Below are 15635 nucleotides of genomic sequence, written 5' to 3'. Positions count from 1 at the left end.
GCGCCATGCTCTGGGCCTGCATCCTGCTGCCGCAGCTGGCGCTGGACACCGTTCAGCGCGGGCGGGACGACGCCGATTCGCCGCTGGTCCTGCTTGGCGGCCCAGCGCAACGACGGGTGTTGCAGGCGGTCAATGCGGCGGCCGCCGACCTGGGGCTGCGCGCTGGGCAGACGCTGACTGCCGCCCGCGCCCTGGCTGACGGCTTCACCTGTGTCGAGGCCGATCCGGCGCGCATCGACGAAGTACAGCAACTGTTGGCGGCCTGGGCCTACCGGTTCAGCGCTCAGGTCAGCCTGCACTATCCGCGTGCGTTGTTGCTGGAGGTGGGGTCGAGCCTGCAACTGTTCGGTCCGTGGGCGAGTTTCGAGGCGCGTCTGCGTACAGAACTGCAGGAACTCGGCCTGCGTCATCGTATCGTGCTGGCGAGCAATCCGGTGGCGGCGCGCATGCTGGTCAACGGGCACGATGGCCTGGCGCTGACCTGCGCCGAGCAGACGCGCGCAGCATTGGCGAACATGCCTCTGGATCGGGTCGGCTTGCCTGCCGATGCCGCCCAGGCCCTCTCGCGCATGGGGTTGCGCCGGCTGGGCGAGGTCATGGCCTTGCCGCGTGATGCCCTGGCCAAGCGTTTTGCTGCGCCTGTGCAGTTGCACCTGGACCAACTCTTCGGCCAGCGTGCGCTGGGGCTGGATTTCTATCAGCCGCCAGACCGGTTCGAGTCGAGATTGGAGCTGAATTTCGATGTGGAATCGCACCAGGCATTACTGTTTCCCCTGCGCCGGCTGATCAATGACCTGGCCGCTTTTCTTGCCGGGCGTGACTGCGGCGTGCAGCGTTTCGAGCTGCATCTGGAGCACGTAGAGGGGCCGGATACCGTGCTCAAGGTCGGCTTGCTGGCGGCCGAGCGCGAAGCGGCGATGCTCTTCGAACTGGCCCGTGGCCGGCTGGAACCGCTGCGCATTCCGGCGCCGGTGCGCAACGTGCGCCTGCTGGCCGCCGACCTGCCAGCGTTCGTGCCACAGCATCGCGCGCTGTTCGATCCGCGTTCGCAGCAGGCCCAGCCCTGGGAGCAGTTGCGCGAGCGCTTGCGTGCCCGGTTGGGCGACGAGGCGGTCATGGGGCTGCGCGCCGAAGCCGATCATCGTCCCGAGCATGCCTGGCAGGCCAGCGAGCAGGGCGCTGCGGGCAGCCTGGCGGTCGCGCCCGGCAGCCGTCCTGGCTGGTTGCTGCCCCAGGCCCTGGCCTTGCCCGAGGGCGGCCTGCAATGGCTTGGCCAAGCCGAGCGCATCGAATCGGGCTGGTGGGATGGCGGTGATGTGCGCCGCGACTACTACCGCATCGAAACCCGCGAAGGGTTGCGCGGTTGGGCCTACCGCGACCTCGCCCAACCCGGCCCCTTGTGGCTGCAGGGCTGGTTCGCATGAGCCTGCCTGAGTACGCCGAGCTGCATTGCCTGTCGAATTTCAGTTTTCAGCGCGGTGCCTCCAGCGCCGACGAGCTGTTTCGTCGTGCCCAAGAGCAGGGCTATCAGGCCCTGGCAATCACCGACGAATGTACCCTGGCCGGGATTGTCCGCGCCTGGCAGGCGGCCCGCGAGCATGGCGTACGGCTGATCGTCGGCAGCGAAGTGCAGGTGCAGGATGGGCCACGCCTGGTGCTGCTGGTGGAGAACCTGACCGGCTACCAGAGCCTCTGCGCGCTCATTACCCGCGCGCGGCGTCGGGCAGAGAAGGGCGAGTATCGATTGCTGGCTGAAGACCTGCAGGCGCATTGCTCAGGCTTGCTGGCGCTGTGGATCGCTGACGACCCTGGCGACCCCGAACCCGGCCGCTGGTTGCAGGCACTGTTCCCCGAGCGGCTGTGGCTGGCAGTGCACCAGCACCGTGGCAGCGACGACGCAGCGCGCTTGCAGCGTTTGCGTGCCCTGGCCGGGCAACTGGCGATTCGCGCCGTGTCCTGTGGCGACGTGCACATGCATGTCCGTGGTCGTCGCGCCTTGCAGGACTGCATGACGGCGATCCGCCAGCACTGCACGGTGGCCGAGGCCGGGCGTTACCTCTACCCCAATGGCGAACGCCACCTGCGCAGCCGCGAGCAACTGGCCGAGCTGCACCCCGGCGACCTGCTGAGCGAAACCCTGGTCATTGCCGAGCGCTGCCGCTTCGACCTGAGCGAGCTGAAGTACCAGTACCCCCGTGAGCTTGTCCCTGAAGGCCACAGCCCGGCGAGCTGGTTGCGCCACCTGTGCGAGCAGCGCCTGTCGATACGCTGGCCGCAGGGTGCCAGCGCCGAGGTGTACCAGACGCTTGAGGGCGAACTGACGCTGATCGAGGAACTGGGCTACGAAAGCTACTTTCTCACCGTCCACGACATCGTCGATTTCGCCCGCCGGCAGAATATCCTCTGCCAGGGGCGGGGCTCTGCGGCCAACTCGGTGGTGTGTTTCGTGCTGGGTATCACCGAGCTCGACCCAATGAGTCACCGCCTGCTGTTCGAGCGCTTTCTCTCACGTGAGCGCAATGAACCGCCCGACATCGACGTGGACTTCGAACATGACCGCCGCGAAGAGGTGATCCAGTATGTGTTCAGGCGCTATGGCCGACACCGCGCGGCGCTGACCGCGGTGGTCAGCACCTATCACGCTGCTGGCGCCGTGCGTGACGTGGCTCGGGTGCTGGGTCTGCCGAGCGACCAGGTGGATGCCCTGGCCAAATGCTGCGGGCGCTGGAGCGATCGCATTCCCGATGCGCAGCGCCTGGCCGAGGCTGGTTTCGAGGCGCAGAGCCCATCGTTGCGGCGTATCCTGGTGCTGGCGGGTGAGCTGATCGGTTTCCCTCGACACCTGTCGCAGCACCCTGGCGGTTTCGTGATCTGCGAGCAGCCACTGGACCAGCTGGTGCCGGTGGAGAACGCCGCCATGCCCGAGCGCACGGTGATCCAGTGGGACAAGGACGACCTGGACATGGTGGGTCTGCTCAAGGTCGATGTGCTTGCCCTGGGCATGCTCAGCGCCCTGCGCCGTTGTTTCGATCTGCTCCGGCTGCACCGTGGCCGCGAGCTGACCCTGGCCAGCATCCCCCAGGAAGACCCCGCCACCTACGCGATGATCAGCCGCGCCGAGACCATGGGGGTGTTCCAGATCGAGTCGCGGGCACAGATGGCCATGCTGCCGCGCCTGCAGCCGCGCACCTTCTACGACCTGGTCATCGAGGTGGCGATCGTGCGGCCCGGGCCGATCCAGGGGGACATGGTGCATCCCTATCTGCGGCGGCGTCTGAAGCAAGAGCCGGTCACCTATCCTTCGAAAAAACTCGAGGCGGTTTTCGAGCGGACCCTCGGTGTACCGTTGTTCCAGGAACAGGTAATGGAACTGGCGATGGTCGCGGCCGACTACACCCCAGGCGAAGCCGACCAGTTGCGCCGCAGCATGGCGGCGTGGAAGCGTCATGGCGGGCTGGAGCCGCATCGGCTGCGTTTGCTCGACGGCATGTTGCGCAATGGTTACGAGCTGGCCTTTGCCGAACGCATCTTCGAGCAGATCAAGGGGTTCGGCAGCTATGGCTTCCCCGAGTCCCACGCCGCCAGTTTCGCCTTGCTGTGCTACGCCAGCAGTTGGCTCAAGTGCCACGAGCCGGCGATCTTCACCTGCGCGTTGATCAACAGTTGGCCCATGGGGTTCTACAGCCCCGACCAGCTTTTGCAGGAGGCCCGTCGCCAGGGCATCGAGGTGCGACCGGTGGATGTCGTTCACAGCGCCTGGGACTGCACCCTGGAACCGCAAGGCGGTGATGCCCTGGCGATTCGCCTGGGGCTGCGGCAGGTTCGTGGTTTCGGCGAGGACGATGCCCGGCGCCTGGAGCAGGCGCGGGCGCAGCGGCCATGGCGGGATGTCGAGGATCTGTGCCTGCGTGCGTCCCTCGACAGCCGCGCCCGCGCGCGCCTGGCCGATGCCGGTGCCTTGCGTGCCCTGGCTCGCGATCGCCATCAGGCGCGCTGGCAGGTCGCTGCCGTGCAGGCGCAACTGCCGTTGTTCGCTGGGGTCGAGTCTGCGCCTGAGAGCGAAGTGAGCTTGCCGACGCCGAGCATCGCCGAAGACCTGTTCGCCGACTACGCGACCCTGGGCACCACACTTGGCCCGCATCCTTTGACGCTGCTGCGTTCACGCCTGCGCGCGCTGGGTTGCCGCAGCTCTCGTGAGCTGGATGGCTTGAGCCATGGCGACAGCGTTGCCGTGGCCGGCATCGTCGTGGGTCGCCAGCGCCCCCAGACGGCCAGCGGTGTGACCTTCGTCACCCTGGAAGACGAGTTCGGCATGCTCAACGTGGTGGTGTGGCGGGATCTGGCCGAGCGACAGCGGCGAGCCCTGGTGGGCTCGCAATTGCTCAAGGTCAGTGGCCGGCTGGAGCAGGATAAGGGTGTCAGACACCTGATCGCGCGGCGGTTGGAGGATGTCAGTGGGTTATTGCGGGGGCTGGATGTGAGGAGTCGGGATTTTCATTAGCCTTTACCTCACCCTCGCCTGACATGCCGCACCAACACCTTCTCCAGCAACTCCCACATCCCGGGATCCGTACTGAACGCCACATTGAACCGCATCCACCCCGTGGCCTGCGCATCGACCATGAACAACTGCCCAGGCCCAAGCATGATCCCCTGTTCCAGCGCATCGTCGAGCAGCGCCGCACTATCGGGAATGGCCGGGTGGCGGGTCCAGATGTACATGCCTTCGTCCGACTCGATGAACAGCTCGAAGCCCAGCCGATGCAGGTGTCGACCCACTTCCTGATGCGCTTCTGCCAGGCGCTGGCGCAGGCGCTTGAGGTGCTTGCGCCAGCGACCGTCGATCACTGCGGCGTACACCACCCGCTCCATCACCTGCGAGGTGGTCAGCCCTGAACGCATCTTCAGCTGCAACAGCTGCTGCATCACCTCGGCTTCGGCCACCAGGTAGCCCACCCGCACGTTGGGCGAGATGCTCTTGGAGTAGCTGCCCACGTATACCACCTGCTGCAGATGATCGAGGCTGGCAAGGCACGGCTGTGGCTCGGCGATCATGTCGGCGTAGAGGTTGTTCTCCACCAGGCGCAAACCATGCTGCGACGCCAGTTGCAGCAGGCGGTGCAACTGCGCGAGCGGCGTGCGCGAACAGGTCGGGCTGTGCAGGTGTGGCTGGGTGAAGAACACCGTCGGGCGATGGTGGGCGAGCAAGCGCTCCAACTGGTCGAGGTCGTAGCCCACCGGTGTGCGCGGGACGCCCACCAAGGTCGCGCCCTGAAAGCGCAGGATGCTCATCAGGTTGGGATAGCCTGGGTCGTCCACCAGCACCACGTCACCCGGTCGCACCAGGGTGCGCACGGCCAGGTCCAGCGCCTGGCTGGCGCCATGGGTGAGCATCAGTTGCGCAGGGCTGGCGACGATCGACAGCTCCTGCTGCAGGTTCTGCGCGGTCAGCGCGCGCAGTTCAGGCAGGCCCATCGGATCACCATAGCCAGACAGCTCCAGCGGGCTGCCGGCCACCTGGCGCATGCCGCGACGCAAGCCATCTTCGTACATCCAGTCGTTGGGCAGCCAGCCGCAGCCGGGTTTGAACGGCAGTTGGCGGGTTTCGAAGATCTGTTGCAGGTACCACTCGGAGTTGAACGATGGTCGGGTTGTGTCAGCTTGCGGGGTGTGCGTGTCGAGCAACTCGCCCGCCGAGCGGCTGACGAAGAAACCCGCGTTGCCGCGACTGACCAGCAGCCCCTGGGCCACCAGGCGGTCGTAGGCTTCGACCACGGTGAAGGTGCTCACCGAGTAGGTCGAGGCAAACGCGCGGATAGACGGCACCTTGGCGCCGGGCTTGAGGGTCTGGTTGTCGATGAGCTCGCGCAATCCGTCGATGATCTGGTTGACCAGCGGGGTAGGGGAGTCGGGATGTAGTCGCAGCATGGGGTGCCTTCAGGTGTGCGTAACGCCAAGCGCCTGCAGGGTGTCGCGGGTGTATTGCATTGGCGGCCTGTACAGTGCAGTGCGAGTTTCATGCCACTGTGCATGGCTCTATGTGGCGGACATTTTTACATTAGGTGTCAGATATCGCCAGATGCAACACGTTCAGTTCGCCCGAGCGGCAACCCTCGGGCGCGTCAGCAGGCCGCCATGGATGGTCTGCGTGTGTTCTTCACACCTCCTGCCCGCAATAGCGCTGATGTACAGGTGAGGCCGATAACCATCGGGGTTTCACAGTTTTTCCTTGGATAAAAAGAAGCACGGGGTACACAACTGATGGACGCAACATCCACATCCACCACCTCCGCGGAAGGCGGGCACGAGAGCAAGCTCAGTGCCTCGCTCAAGTCGCGCCACCTGACGATGATGTCGATCGCCGGGGTCATTGGCGGCGCCTTGTTCGTCGGCTCCGGCAGCGTGATCCACAGCGCCGGCCCAGCGGCTGTCCTGGCGTACCTCGCCGGCGGCATCCTGGTGGTGCTGATCATGCGCATGCTTGGCGAGATGGCGACCTCCTCGCCGGACACCGGCTCGTTCTCCACCTACGCCGACCGCGCCATCGGGCGTTGGGCCGGTTTCACCATCGGTTGGCTGTACTGGTGGTACTGGGTCATCCTCATGGCCTGGGAAGCCTACGTGGCGGGCAAGATCCTGCATGGCTTCTTCCCTGATGTCAGCGTCAACGTGTTCGTGCTGGCGACCACCTTGCTGCTGATCACCGTGAACTTCTTCAACGTCAAGCACTACGGCGAGTTCGAGTTCTGGTTCGCCTTGATCAAGGTGGTGGCGATCGTCTGTTTCCTGGTGGTGTGTACCGCCGCAGTGATGAACGTCTGGCAGTTCGGTGAGGTGCGCGGCATCACCCACCTGACCGCCGAAGGCTTCATGCCCAACGGCATCACCACGGTGATCGGCGCCTTGCTCGGCGTGATGTTCGCCTTCCTCGGTGCCGAGATCGTGACCATCGCGGCTTCGGAAGCGAAGGACCCGGCTACCCAGATCGTCAAGGCCACCAACTCGGTGGTGTGGCGTGTGTGCCTGTTCTACGTCGGCTCGATTTTCCTGATCGTCTGCCTGGTGCCGTGGAACGATCCGCACCTGGGCGTTTCCGGCTATGGCGCCTACCGTCGCACCCTGGAACTGCTGGGTGTGCCGTATGCCGAGTTGCTGATGAACTTCGTGGTGTTGACCTCGGTGAGCAGTTGCCTTATCTCCGGCCACTACACCGCTTCACGCATGCTCTTCTCGCTGTCGCAGCGCGGTGATGCACCGTCGTTCTTCAAGATCACCCGCACCGGGACCGGCGTGCCGGTATACGCGATCCTCGGCTCCTGCGCCGTGGCGGTGGTCTGTGCGCTGATCAACTTCAGCGAGACCCTGCGCCCGAAGGATGTGCTGGAAACCCTGATGAACACTACCGGCATGATCGCCCTGCTGGTGTACCTGGTGATCGCCTTCTCGCAGCTGCGCATGCGCCGCAAGCTGATCGCCGAGGGCCGTGAGGTGCGCCTGAAGATGTGGCTGTTCCCTTGGCTGACCTACCTGGTGATCGCCTTCATCGTTGCCGCACTGGTGACCATGGCCTTCATGCCTGACTACCAGATCCTGGTGATCTCCACCGGTATCGCCGCGGCCATCGTGGTGGCCATGGGTGTGGTGCATCAGATCCGTAGCGCCAAGCGGCACTGATCGCTACCTGGGTTGTACTGAAAACGCGGCCGGCTCCTCCAGGGACCGGCCGCGTTTTCATTTGCGCCGCACCACCGTCAGCCAATCGGTGTAACGGGCGACCTTGATCGGCAGGGTGGCCTGCAGGTCATCCAGGGCCTGGTCGGTGTCGTCCAGGGCCAGGTCGTCGGCGACCTTCAGGTTGGCCAGCGAGGGGGCATCGAACAGCAGCAGGCCACGGTGGTGCCGGGCCAGGCGCTCGAGGGTTTCGTTCAATGGCTGACCATCGCCGGGTAGGCGCTCCAGGTACCAGGCTGCCTGGGTATCGCCGGTATCGACCTGGGTCAGGGTGCCGGGGGTGATGCCATCGAAGCGCAACTGCTGGCCGCGGTTGAGCGAGCGTTGGCGGTCGTTGCCCGCCAGTTCGACCCGCCCCTCCAGCACGGTGACTTCGCTGCTGTCCTGCAGCCGTTCGACGATCAGTTTCGCGTCCAGCGGCCGCAGGCTGCCGTGTGGGGTGACGATGAACAGCGGGCGGGTATCGCCCCGTGCCACCTCTAGCAACAGTTGGCCCTTGAGCAGGTCGATCCGTCGCTGGGCGCGGTCGAACGTCAGGTCCACGGCCGACCCGTTGTCCAGGGTCAACAGGCTGCCGTCCTCCAGTTGCCGGGTCAGGCGGTTCTGGCTGTCGGTGGACAGGTCGGACAGCTCGAAGCCCTGGCCCATCCAGGGCGAGGCGAGCAGGAAGGAGGCGCCGATCAACGCAAGGATGGCCAGAGGCAGGGCAAGACGCGGATAGGGGAAGGCATTCATGGCAAGCGACGTGTGGAGGTTATGCGGATGACCTCCAGCATAGGCTGTCGGTTCCTGTTTTCGTTCAGGCGAAGCGGATCGGTCAGACCGATACCCCGGACGTTCGGGAAAAGGCCTATGCTAGCGCTTCCAACTGCCGAAGGAGTCGCCCATGGCCTGGTCCGCCACCCAATATTCGCTCTTCGAAAATGAACGCACCCGCGCCGTGCGCGATCTGCTCGCGGCCGTGCCACCGCGGCCGGTGCGCCATGCCACTGACCTTGGTTGCGGCCCTGGCAACTCCACCGAGGTCTTGCTGCAACAGCATGGCGACGCCCAGGTGCTGGCCTTGGACAGCGACCAGGACATGATCGACAAGGCGCGCGAGCGACCACGCCTGAAGGTGCCGCGGGTGCGTTGCGAGGTAGCCGACATCGCCACCTGGAAGGCTGCCGAACCCCAGGACCTGATCCTCGCCAACGCGTCGTTGCAATGGGTGCCGAACCACCGTGAGCTGTACCCGCACCTGATCCGCCAGCTTTCCGAGGGCGGCAGCCTGGCGGTGCAGACTCCCGACAACCTTGACGAACCTGCCCACAAGCGCATGCGCGAGATTGCCAGCCAAGGCCCGTGGAAAGACAAGTTCAGCGATTTTTCCTTGCCACCGCGACACAGCGGCGCGTTCTACTACGACCTGCTTAGCCCGCTGTGCGAACGCGTGGATGTGTGGCGTACCACCTATCACCATGTGCTTGAGGGCGGCGCGGGCGCCGTGGTGGAGTGGTTCAAGGGTTCGGGCCTGCGGCCGTACCTGGCGCGGCTGGACGAGGCCGAGCGCGAAAGCTTCCTGCAGCTCTACTTGCAGGCCATGGAGCAGGATTACCCGAAAGCCACCGATGGCAAGGTGTTGCTGCCGTTCCCGCGGTTGTTCGTGGTCGCTACCCGCTAGCACGCCACCCGCGCCAGAGCACATAGCCGTAGATGCCAAGGTTGAGCAGCAACACGATCAACCCGAGCAGCACCTGGATCTGCGGTGTCAGCCCTGCAGGGTAGATCAGCGGCCAGACATAGTGCTCGACGAACCCACCCTGGTAGCCAGCCTGGCCGGCTGCCAGGCGCATGCGGTTTTCCCAGCCCGTCAACGGGCACTGCAGATGCAGGCATTCCACCGAAAGCCCCCACGCCAGGGCCGGCAGATGCAGGAGCAGGGCGCGGCGCCAGCGCAGCACCAGCAGGCCGCCGAACAGCACCAGCAGGATGAAGGCCAGGTGCAGCAGGACGAGGGCGTCGGCGCTTAGGCGGTAGAGCATGGTGGGCGGGGTCCGCTGTGGGGCGAGTCATCAGCATAGGGTAGATTGCAGGGTTGTCGGGGCCGGCCTGATCGCAGGGACGGCACCGATGGATTCACAGCGCCTCTTGCACCATCTGCAAAAATGTCGCCACCACTCGCCGCGTGCGTTGTTCGCTCAGGCACACCAGCGTCTCGGTCAGGTGGCGTTGGCAATCGACGATGGGCAGCGCACACACCCGTGAGTCGGCGCCGAACTCCGCCGCCGACACCACCCCCACGCCAATCCCCACCACCACCGCTTCACGCGCCGCTTCACGCCCCTCGACCTGGATGGCCGGGCGGATGCGCAGGCCCGCGCGCTGCATCTCTTCTTCCAGGGTCTGGCGTGTCACCGAGCCGGGCTCCCGCAAGACCAGCGGCGTGTCGTCCAGGTCGGCCAGGCTGATCGAGGCGCGGGTGGCCCAAGGGTGGTCCCGGGACACGAAGGCCACCATCGGGTCACGCCGCATCGGCACGCAGAACAGCCGCTCGTCATCGACGTCGCGCCCGAGCAGGGCCAGGTCGGCCTGGTAGCTGAACAGGCGCGCCAGCGACTCATCGGTGTTGCCCGTCTCGATCTTGACCTGAATCCCCGGGTAGCGCTGGCAGAAGCGGGCAACCTGCGGCAGTACGTGCACGGGGGCATCCACCGCCAGCACCAGGCTGCCGGTGTGCAGGGCTCGCGAATCCTGCAGCAGCTCCAGGGCTTCGGTTTCACAGGCGAACAGGCGTTGGCTGATGCCCAACAGGCGTTCGCCCAGGTCGGTGAGCTGCACCGAGCGCTTGTTGCGCTGGAACAGCAGCACGCCGAAGCGTTCCTCCAGCTTGCGCACCTGGTCGGACACCGCCGGCTGGGTGAGGAAGAGTTTCTCGGCGGCCCGGGTGAAGCTGCCGTGTTCGGCCACGGCGTGGAAGGCCTTGAGCTGGGCTTGCGAGACCGACATGAACACCTCGGAACAGGTTCAGTTAAAAGCTGGGCTTATGTGTGAAATACGATAAATCGATTTTATTTATCAGTCATCAGCTGTTTCCATGTCGCTCAACCCGAGGCAGCGCCAAAAGCGCCTGCACCGGGCCATGGTCCAGCCAGATGACGTCCCTCCGTCATGCAGTGCGCAACACAACAACAAGACAGGCGTTTCTTCACATTCTGCCGGCACACTCAGCAAGAGGTCAGAGTCAAATGAACCAGTCTTTCGGTGCCATCAAGCGGTGGCGCATGCAGATCTTCGCCATCACCTGGCTGGCCTACGCCGCCTTCTACTTCACCCGCAAGGCCTTCTCGGTCGCCAAGCTTGGCATTGCTGAAGATCCAGGCTTCATGCTCGACAAGGCCGCCATGGCCAACCTCGACGCGATCTACCTGGCGGCCTACGCCGTGGGCCAGTTCACCTGGGGCATGCTCGCCGACCGCTTCGGCCCACGCGTGGTGGTACTCGGCGGCCTGCTGATCTCGGCCGCAGCAGCGGTGGTGATGGGCAGTTACGCGACCTTCCCGATCTTTGCCACCTGCATGCTGATCCAGGGCCTGGCGCAGTCGACCGGTTGGGCAGGGCTGTGCAAGAACATCGGCAGTTTCTTCCCGTCGTCCCAGCGTGGCCGGGTACTCGGGCTATGGAGTTCGTGCTACGCCTTTGGCGGCCTGGTGGCCTCGCCCTTTGCCGGGTGGTGGGCATACACCCTGGTTGGTAGCTGGCACGCAGCGTTTTTCTCCAGCGCTGTGGTGGTGGCAGCGGTGGCGCTGCTGTTCTTCTTCTTGCAGCGCAACAAGCCCGAAGACGTCGGCCTGCCGGCGGTGGAGCCGGAGCCGCAGAGCATGGCGCCAGGCGCGAACCTGTGCAGTGTCTGGGCGCCGCTGCGCGAAATCCTGCGCAACCGCACGGTACTCACGCTGGGTCTTGCCTACTTCATGCTCAAGCCGGCGCGCTACGCCATCCTGCTATGGGGCCCGCTGATCGTTTTCGAGCAGATGCCTTCGGTGGGCAAGGTGGGCGCGGCGATCATTCCCACAGCCTTCGAGCTGGCCGGGTTGCTCGGACCGATCCTGATCGGCCTAGCCTCGGACAAGCTGTTCGGTGCCCGGCGCATGCCGGCGTGCGTAATCAGCCTGGTGCTGCTGACCTTCACCCTGGCCGGTTTCATGGCCGCGATGCACAGCGGCAGTGTGGTGCTGGTCGTTGCGCTGTTGTTCGTCATGGGCCTGACCCTGTACGGACCTGACTCGATGATCAGCGGCGCTGCCGCGATCGACTTCGGCACCGCCAAGGCCGGCGCTACCGCCGCCGGGTTCGTCAATGGCTGCGGCTCGGTGGGCGCGGTGCTCGGCGGCTTGCTGCCGGGCTATTTCGACAGCGTCACGGTGTTCATCGTGTTCGCCGGCACTGCGCTGTTCTCCGCCCTGGTGCTGCTGCCGCACTGGAACAGCCGCCCGGCCAGTGCGGAAGCGGTACATGACGTGGCCCCCAATACCGGCATGGCGATCAAGCCGGTACGTAACTGAAGGAAAGTGAAACGATGAGACCGTTCTGGCTGCAACAGGCCCTGGATCCGCAAAACGAAGCGGTATGCCCGCCGCTGCAAGGTGATGTGCGCTGTGATGTGTGCATCGTCGGTGGCGGCTATACCGGCTTGTGGACCGCGCTGATGCTCAAGGAGGCGGTGCCGGCGCTGGATGTGCTGCTGATCGAGGCGGATATCTGCGGCGCCGGTGCCAGCGGGCGCAATGGTGGTTGTGCGCTGTCGTGGTCGGCCAAGTACTTCACCTTGGAGCGCTTGTTCGGTGTGGCCGAGGCGGTGCGCCTGGTCCGTGAGTCGGAGCGCAGTATCGCGGCCATCGGCACGTTCTGCGCCGAACATCACATCGACTGCGACTACCGCATGGACGGCACCTTGTACACCGCCACCAATGCCGCCCAGGTCGGCAGTACCGATGCGGTGATCGCCGCGCTGCAGCGCCAGGGCATCAACTCGTTCCAGCGTCTGGCGCTGGATGAAGTGCAGCGCCGGGCAGGCTCTGACCGCCACCGGGAAGGCTGGTTCTCGCCAGCGGCCGCCACGGTACAGCCGGGCAAGCTGGTGCGTGGCCTGCGCCGGGTCGCGCTGCAGCGTGGCGTGCGCATCCACGAGGGCACGGCGATGACCAGCCTTGAGCACGGCGCCCCGGTGCAGGTGCGCACCGCCCACGGCACCGTGCGTGCCGACCGGGTCGTGCTGGGCCTGAATGCCTGGATGGCGCGGCAGTTCGCGCAGTTCGAGCGCAGCGTGGCGATCGTCTCCAGCGACATGGTGATCACCGAGCCGTGCCCCGAACTGTTGCGCCAGACGGGCCTGGAGACCGGCATCAGCGTGCTCGATTCGCGCATCTTCGTACATTACTACCACAACACACCCGACGGTCGGCTGATGCTCGGCAAGGGCGGCAATACCTTCGCCTATGGCGGGCGCATGCTGCCGGTCTTCGATCAGCCATCACCCTACCGATCGCTGCTGAAGCGGACCTTGGGCGAGTTCTTCCCGGCGCTGGCCGAGGTGCCGCTGGCCGCGAGCTGGAACGGGCCATCGGATCGCTCGGTGACCGGCTTGCCGTTCTTCGGCCGGCTGGACGGGCAGGGCAACGTGTTCTATGGCTTCGGCTATTCCGGCAGCGGGGTAGGGCCTTGCCACATGGGCGGGCAGATCCTTTCGTCGCTGGCCCTGGGGATGGACAACGCCTGGACGCGCTCGCCCCTGGTCAAGGGGCCGCTGGGGCAGTTCCCGCCGGAGCCGATCCGCTACCTGGGATCGCTGATGGTGCGCGATGCCGTGCGGCGCAAGGAACGCGCCGAAGACCGAGGGTTGCGCCCACGGCGGCTGGATGTGCGGTTGGCGAAGTTCGCGGCGGCGGCGGGGAAGGCGGACAAGGGCTGAGTCGGTGTGGGCATTTCCGCGGGCAAGTCGGGTCGCCGCACCGCCGCTCCCACAGGTACCCACCGCTTGCAGGGGCGGCGGTTCGCCGCTACGAGCTGCCCGCGAATGTCCGCCATGCGATTTCTTGTCGATCCCACCCGCGAGGGCGTATAAACTCTCCCCACTTTTGGCCGGTCGCTTCCTGAACCGGCCGCTGAGACAAAGAGAGTCGAGATGGGCGCACAGTGGAAAGCCAAGCATAGAGAAACGGCCGCCAACGCCAAGGGCAAGATCATGGGCAAGCTGGCCAAGGAGATCCAGATCGCGGCCAAGTCGGGCGCCGACCCGGATATGAACCCGCGTCTGCGCTTGGCGATCGCCCAGGCCAAGAAAGCCTCGATGACCCGCGAAACCCTCGAGCGTGCGATCAAGAAAGGCGCTGGCCTGGATGGCGAGGCGGTGCAGTACCATGCCGTCAGCTACGAGGGCTTTGCGCCTCACCAGGTGCCGCTGATCGTCGAATGCCTGACCGACAACGTGAACCGTACCGTCGCCCAGATCCGGGTGTTGTTCCGCAAGGGCCAGCTCGGCGCAAGCGGCTCGGTGGCCTGGGACTTCAACCATGTCGGCCTGATCGAGGCCACCCCGGAGGGTGATGCCGACCCGGAAATGGCCGCCATCGAAGCTGGCGCCCAGGACTTCGAGGACGGCGAGGAAGAGGGTTCGACCCTGTTCATCACCGACACCACCGACCTGGACGCGGTGCAGAAGGCCCTGCCCGAGCACGGTTTCACCGTCACCTCGGCGAAGATTGGCTATACCCCGAAAAACCCGGTGAGCGCCGCCAGCCTGAGTGCTGAAGCCCTGGCCGAGGTCGAGGCCTTCCTCGAGGCGATCGACGAGAACGAAGACGTGCAGAACGTCTATGTCGGTCTGACGGACTGACTTCCTGCCGGGCCGCCTCGCGGCCCGATGGGCCCCGCCATGGGGCCCTCCACCTCACCCGCGCAGGTCACCCCATGACCCCCACCTTCGCCTCACTGAGCCTGGCCCACCTGCGCACCCTCGATTGCCTCCTGCAATTGAAGAACCTCAGCCACGCCGCCGAGCGCCTGGGTTGCAGCCAGTCGGCCCTCAGTCGGCAGCTCGCTCACCTGCGCGATGCCTTCGGCGACCCGCTGCTGGTCCGCCAGGGGCGCGGCTATGTGCTCAGCGAACATGCCGAAACCTTGGTCGAACCCTTGCGCCAGGTGCTCGATGAGCTCAGCGCCCTGCGCCAGCCTGCCGCCTTCGACCCGGCGCGTTGCGAGCGGCGTTTCTGCATCGCCGCCTCCGACTATGTGGCCGAGCACATCCTTCCGGACCTGGTGACGGCACTGGAGCATGAGGCGCCCGGGGTGTCCCTCGAGTACCGCACCTGGCAGGCCGGCCAATACGCCTCGCTGGCCAGTGGGGAGGTCGATCTGGCCACCACACTGTTCGATGAGTCCCCGCCCAACCTGCATGGCCGGCTGCTCGGTGAAGACCGTGCGGTGTGCCTGATGGCGGGCGGGCATCCGCTGACCGCCTGCACCACGATCAGCCAGGACGACTACCTTGCTTATCGCCATGTGCGGGTATCCGGCGGCGGCGACAAGGACAGCTTCATCGACCGACACCTGCGTGCCCAGGGCCTGCAGCGACGCATGCAGCTGCAGGTGCCGTTCTTCAGTGCCATGGTGCAGGTAATCGGCAATGGCCAGGCGTTGGCCACGGTGCCGGAGCATATCGCCCGCCAGCTTTGCCGTTTGCATGGCCTGGCCTGGCGGCCGCTGAGTTTCATCGAGCACAGTCAGCGCTACTGGGTGGTCTGGCACCAGCGCTTGCAGGCCTCGGCCGAGCACCGCTGGTTGCGTAATCGGGTATTCGAGCTGTGGCGCCAGTCGTCGTTTGGCGTGCAGGGCGGGGATGCGCGGTTGCGATAGCAGCTATGCGC

The 15635-nt window shown here is 65.6% G+C and carries 12 protein-coding genes; 8 read left to right on the top strand and 4 right to left on the bottom strand.

Translation table 11 applies throughout. The annotated features are described in order from the left end of the window. Window positions 1-5: 5 nt before the first annotated feature. Both AB688_RS17210 and AB688_RS17205 read left to right on the top strand, forming a co-directional pair. Window positions 6-1424, top strand: a complete 1419-nt coding sequence (locus AB688_RS17210; protein WP_063545263.1) for a Y-family DNA polymerase — start codon at window positions 6-8, stop codon at window positions 1422-1424. Beyond that, complete coding sequence (locus AB688_RS17205) at window positions 1421-4501, top strand: error-prone DNA polymerase (protein WP_063545262.1); 3081 nt, start codon at window positions 1421-1423, stop codon at window positions 4499-4501. The genes AB688_RS17210 and AB688_RS17205 overlap by 4 nt, the downstream gene beginning before the upstream one ends. A gap of 8 nt (window positions 4502-4509) precedes the next feature. On the opposite strand, the gene AB688_RS17200 is transcribed toward AB688_RS17205, so the two are convergent. After that, on the bottom strand, window positions 4510-5928 hold the full coding sequence (locus AB688_RS17200; RefSeq protein WP_054891567.1) for a PLP-dependent aminotransferase family protein: 1419 nt from the start codon (window positions 5926-5928) through the stop codon (window positions 4510-4512). A 333-nt stretch (window positions 5929-6261) separates the two neighbouring features. Here AB688_RS17200 and AB688_RS17195 point away from each other — a divergent pair, with 333 nt between their 5' ends. After that, window positions 6262-7674, top strand: coding sequence for an amino acid permease (locus AB688_RS17195; RefSeq protein ID WP_063545261.1), 1413 nt, complete (start codon window positions 6262-6264; stop codon window positions 7672-7674). A 57-nt stretch (window positions 7675-7731) separates the two neighbouring features. Here the strand turns inward: AB688_RS17195 and AB688_RS17190 are convergent, their stop codons facing one another. Continuing rightward, window positions 7732-8466, bottom strand: coding sequence for a FecR family protein (locus AB688_RS17190; RefSeq protein WP_063545260.1), 735 nt, complete (start codon window positions 8464-8466; stop codon window positions 7732-7734). A gap of 151 nt (window positions 8467-8617) precedes the next feature. On the opposite strand from AB688_RS17190, the gene tam reads away from it, so the two are divergent. Beyond that, window positions 8618-9394 carry a trans-aconitate 2-methyltransferase gene (tam, locus tag AB688_RS17185; RefSeq protein ID WP_063545259.1) on the top strand — a complete coding sequence of 259 codons (777 nt, stop codon included), beginning with the start codon at window positions 8618-8620 and terminating at the stop codon, window positions 9392-9394. On the opposite strand, the gene AB688_RS17180 is transcribed toward tam, so the two are convergent. Continuing rightward, a complete protein-coding gene (locus tag AB688_RS17180) occupies window positions 9384-9755 on the bottom strand; it encodes a DUF2784 domain-containing protein (RefSeq protein ID WP_054891563.1) in 372 nt (123 codons plus the stop codon). The two genes, tam and AB688_RS17180, sit on opposite strands and share 11 nt — an antisense overlap. A gap of 94 nt (window positions 9756-9849) precedes the next feature. Beyond that, on the bottom strand, window positions 9850-10719 hold the full coding sequence (locus AB688_RS17175) for a LysR substrate-binding domain-containing protein (protein ID WP_063546781.1): 870 nt from the start codon (window positions 10717-10719) through the stop codon (window positions 9850-9852). A gap of 239 nt (window positions 10720-10958) precedes the next feature. On the opposite strand from AB688_RS17175, the gene AB688_RS17170 reads away from it, so the two are divergent. The 4 genes from AB688_RS17170 to AB688_RS17155 all read left to right on the top strand — a co-directional run bounded on the left by AB688_RS17170 (window position 10959) and on the right by AB688_RS17155 (window position 15624). Then, window positions 10959-12275 (top strand): MFS transporter, encoded by a 1317-nt coding sequence (locus AB688_RS17170; RefSeq protein WP_063545258.1) that lies wholly within the window; start codon window positions 10959-10961, stop codon window positions 12273-12275. Window positions 12276-12289: 14 nt separating this feature from the next. Continuing rightward, window positions 12290-13681 (top strand): FAD-dependent oxidoreductase, encoded by a 1392-nt coding sequence (locus tag AB688_RS17165; RefSeq protein ID WP_063545257.1) that lies wholly within the window; start codon window positions 12290-12292, stop codon window positions 13679-13681. Between the two features lie 213 nt (window positions 13682-13894). Then, window positions 13895-14605 (top strand): YebC/PmpR family DNA-binding transcriptional regulator, encoded by a 711-nt coding sequence (locus tag AB688_RS17160; protein WP_063545256.1) that lies wholly within the window; start codon window positions 13895-13897, stop codon window positions 14603-14605. A gap of 74 nt (window positions 14606-14679) precedes the next feature. Then, window positions 14680-15624 (top strand): LysR family transcriptional regulator, encoded by a 945-nt coding sequence (locus AB688_RS17155; protein ID WP_063545255.1) that lies wholly within the window; start codon window positions 14680-14682, stop codon window positions 15622-15624. Window positions 15625-15635 lie beyond the last annotated feature (11 nt).

Origin of the sequence: Pseudomonas putida (assembly GCF_001636055.1) — a bacterium.
Classification (GTDB): Bacteria; Pseudomonadota; Gammaproteobacteria; order Pseudomonadales; family Pseudomonadaceae; genus Aquipseudomonas; species Aquipseudomonas machongensis.
The sequence above is the reverse complement of the archived record's forward strand: the minus strand, read 5'-3'. Positions and strand labels throughout refer to the sequence as shown.

Excerpts from the sequence above, each read along its gene's own strand:
- AB688_RS17210 (WP_063545263.1), top strand. The coding sequence starts at position 6 with ATGCTCTGGGCCTGCATCCTGCTGCCGCAGCTGGCGCTGGACACCGTT.
- AB688_RS17205 (WP_063545262.1), top strand. The coding sequence starts at position 1,421 with ATGAGCCTGCCTGAGTACGCCGAGCTGCATTGCCTGTCGAATTTCAGT.
- AB688_RS17200 (WP_054891567.1), bottom strand. The coding sequence starts at position 5,928 with ATGCTGCGACTACATCCCGACTCCCCTACCCCGCTGGTCAACCAGATC.
- AB688_RS17195 (WP_063545261.1), top strand. The coding sequence starts at position 6,262 with ATGGACGCAACATCCACATCCACCACCTCCGCGGAAGGCGGGCACGAG.
- AB688_RS17190 (WP_063545260.1), bottom strand. The coding sequence starts at position 8,466 with ATGAATGCCTTCCCCTATCCGCGTCTTGCCCTGCCTCTGGCCATCCTT.
- tam (WP_063545259.1), top strand. The coding sequence starts at position 8,618 with ATGGCCTGGTCCGCCACCCAATATTCGCTCTTCGAAAATGAACGCACC.
- AB688_RS17180 (WP_054891563.1), bottom strand. The coding sequence starts at position 9,755 with ATGCTCTACCGCCTAAGCGCCGACGCCCTCGTCCTGCTGCACCTGGCC.
- AB688_RS17175 (WP_063546781.1), bottom strand. The coding sequence starts at position 10,719 with ATGTCGGTCTCGCAAGCCCAGCTCAAGGCCTTCCACGCCGTGGCCGAA.
- AB688_RS17170 (WP_063545258.1), top strand. The coding sequence starts at position 10,959 with ATGAACCAGTCTTTCGGTGCCATCAAGCGGTGGCGCATGCAGATCTTC.
- AB688_RS17165 (WP_063545257.1), top strand. The coding sequence starts at position 12,290 with ATGAGACCGTTCTGGCTGCAACAGGCCCTGGATCCGCAAAACGAAGCG.
- AB688_RS17160 (WP_063545256.1), top strand. The coding sequence starts at position 13,895 with ATGGGCGCACAGTGGAAAGCCAAGCATAGAGAAACGGCCGCCAACGCC.
- AB688_RS17155 (WP_063545255.1), top strand. The coding sequence starts at position 14,680 with ATGACCCCCACCTTCGCCTCACTGAGCCTGGCCCACCTGCGCACCCTC.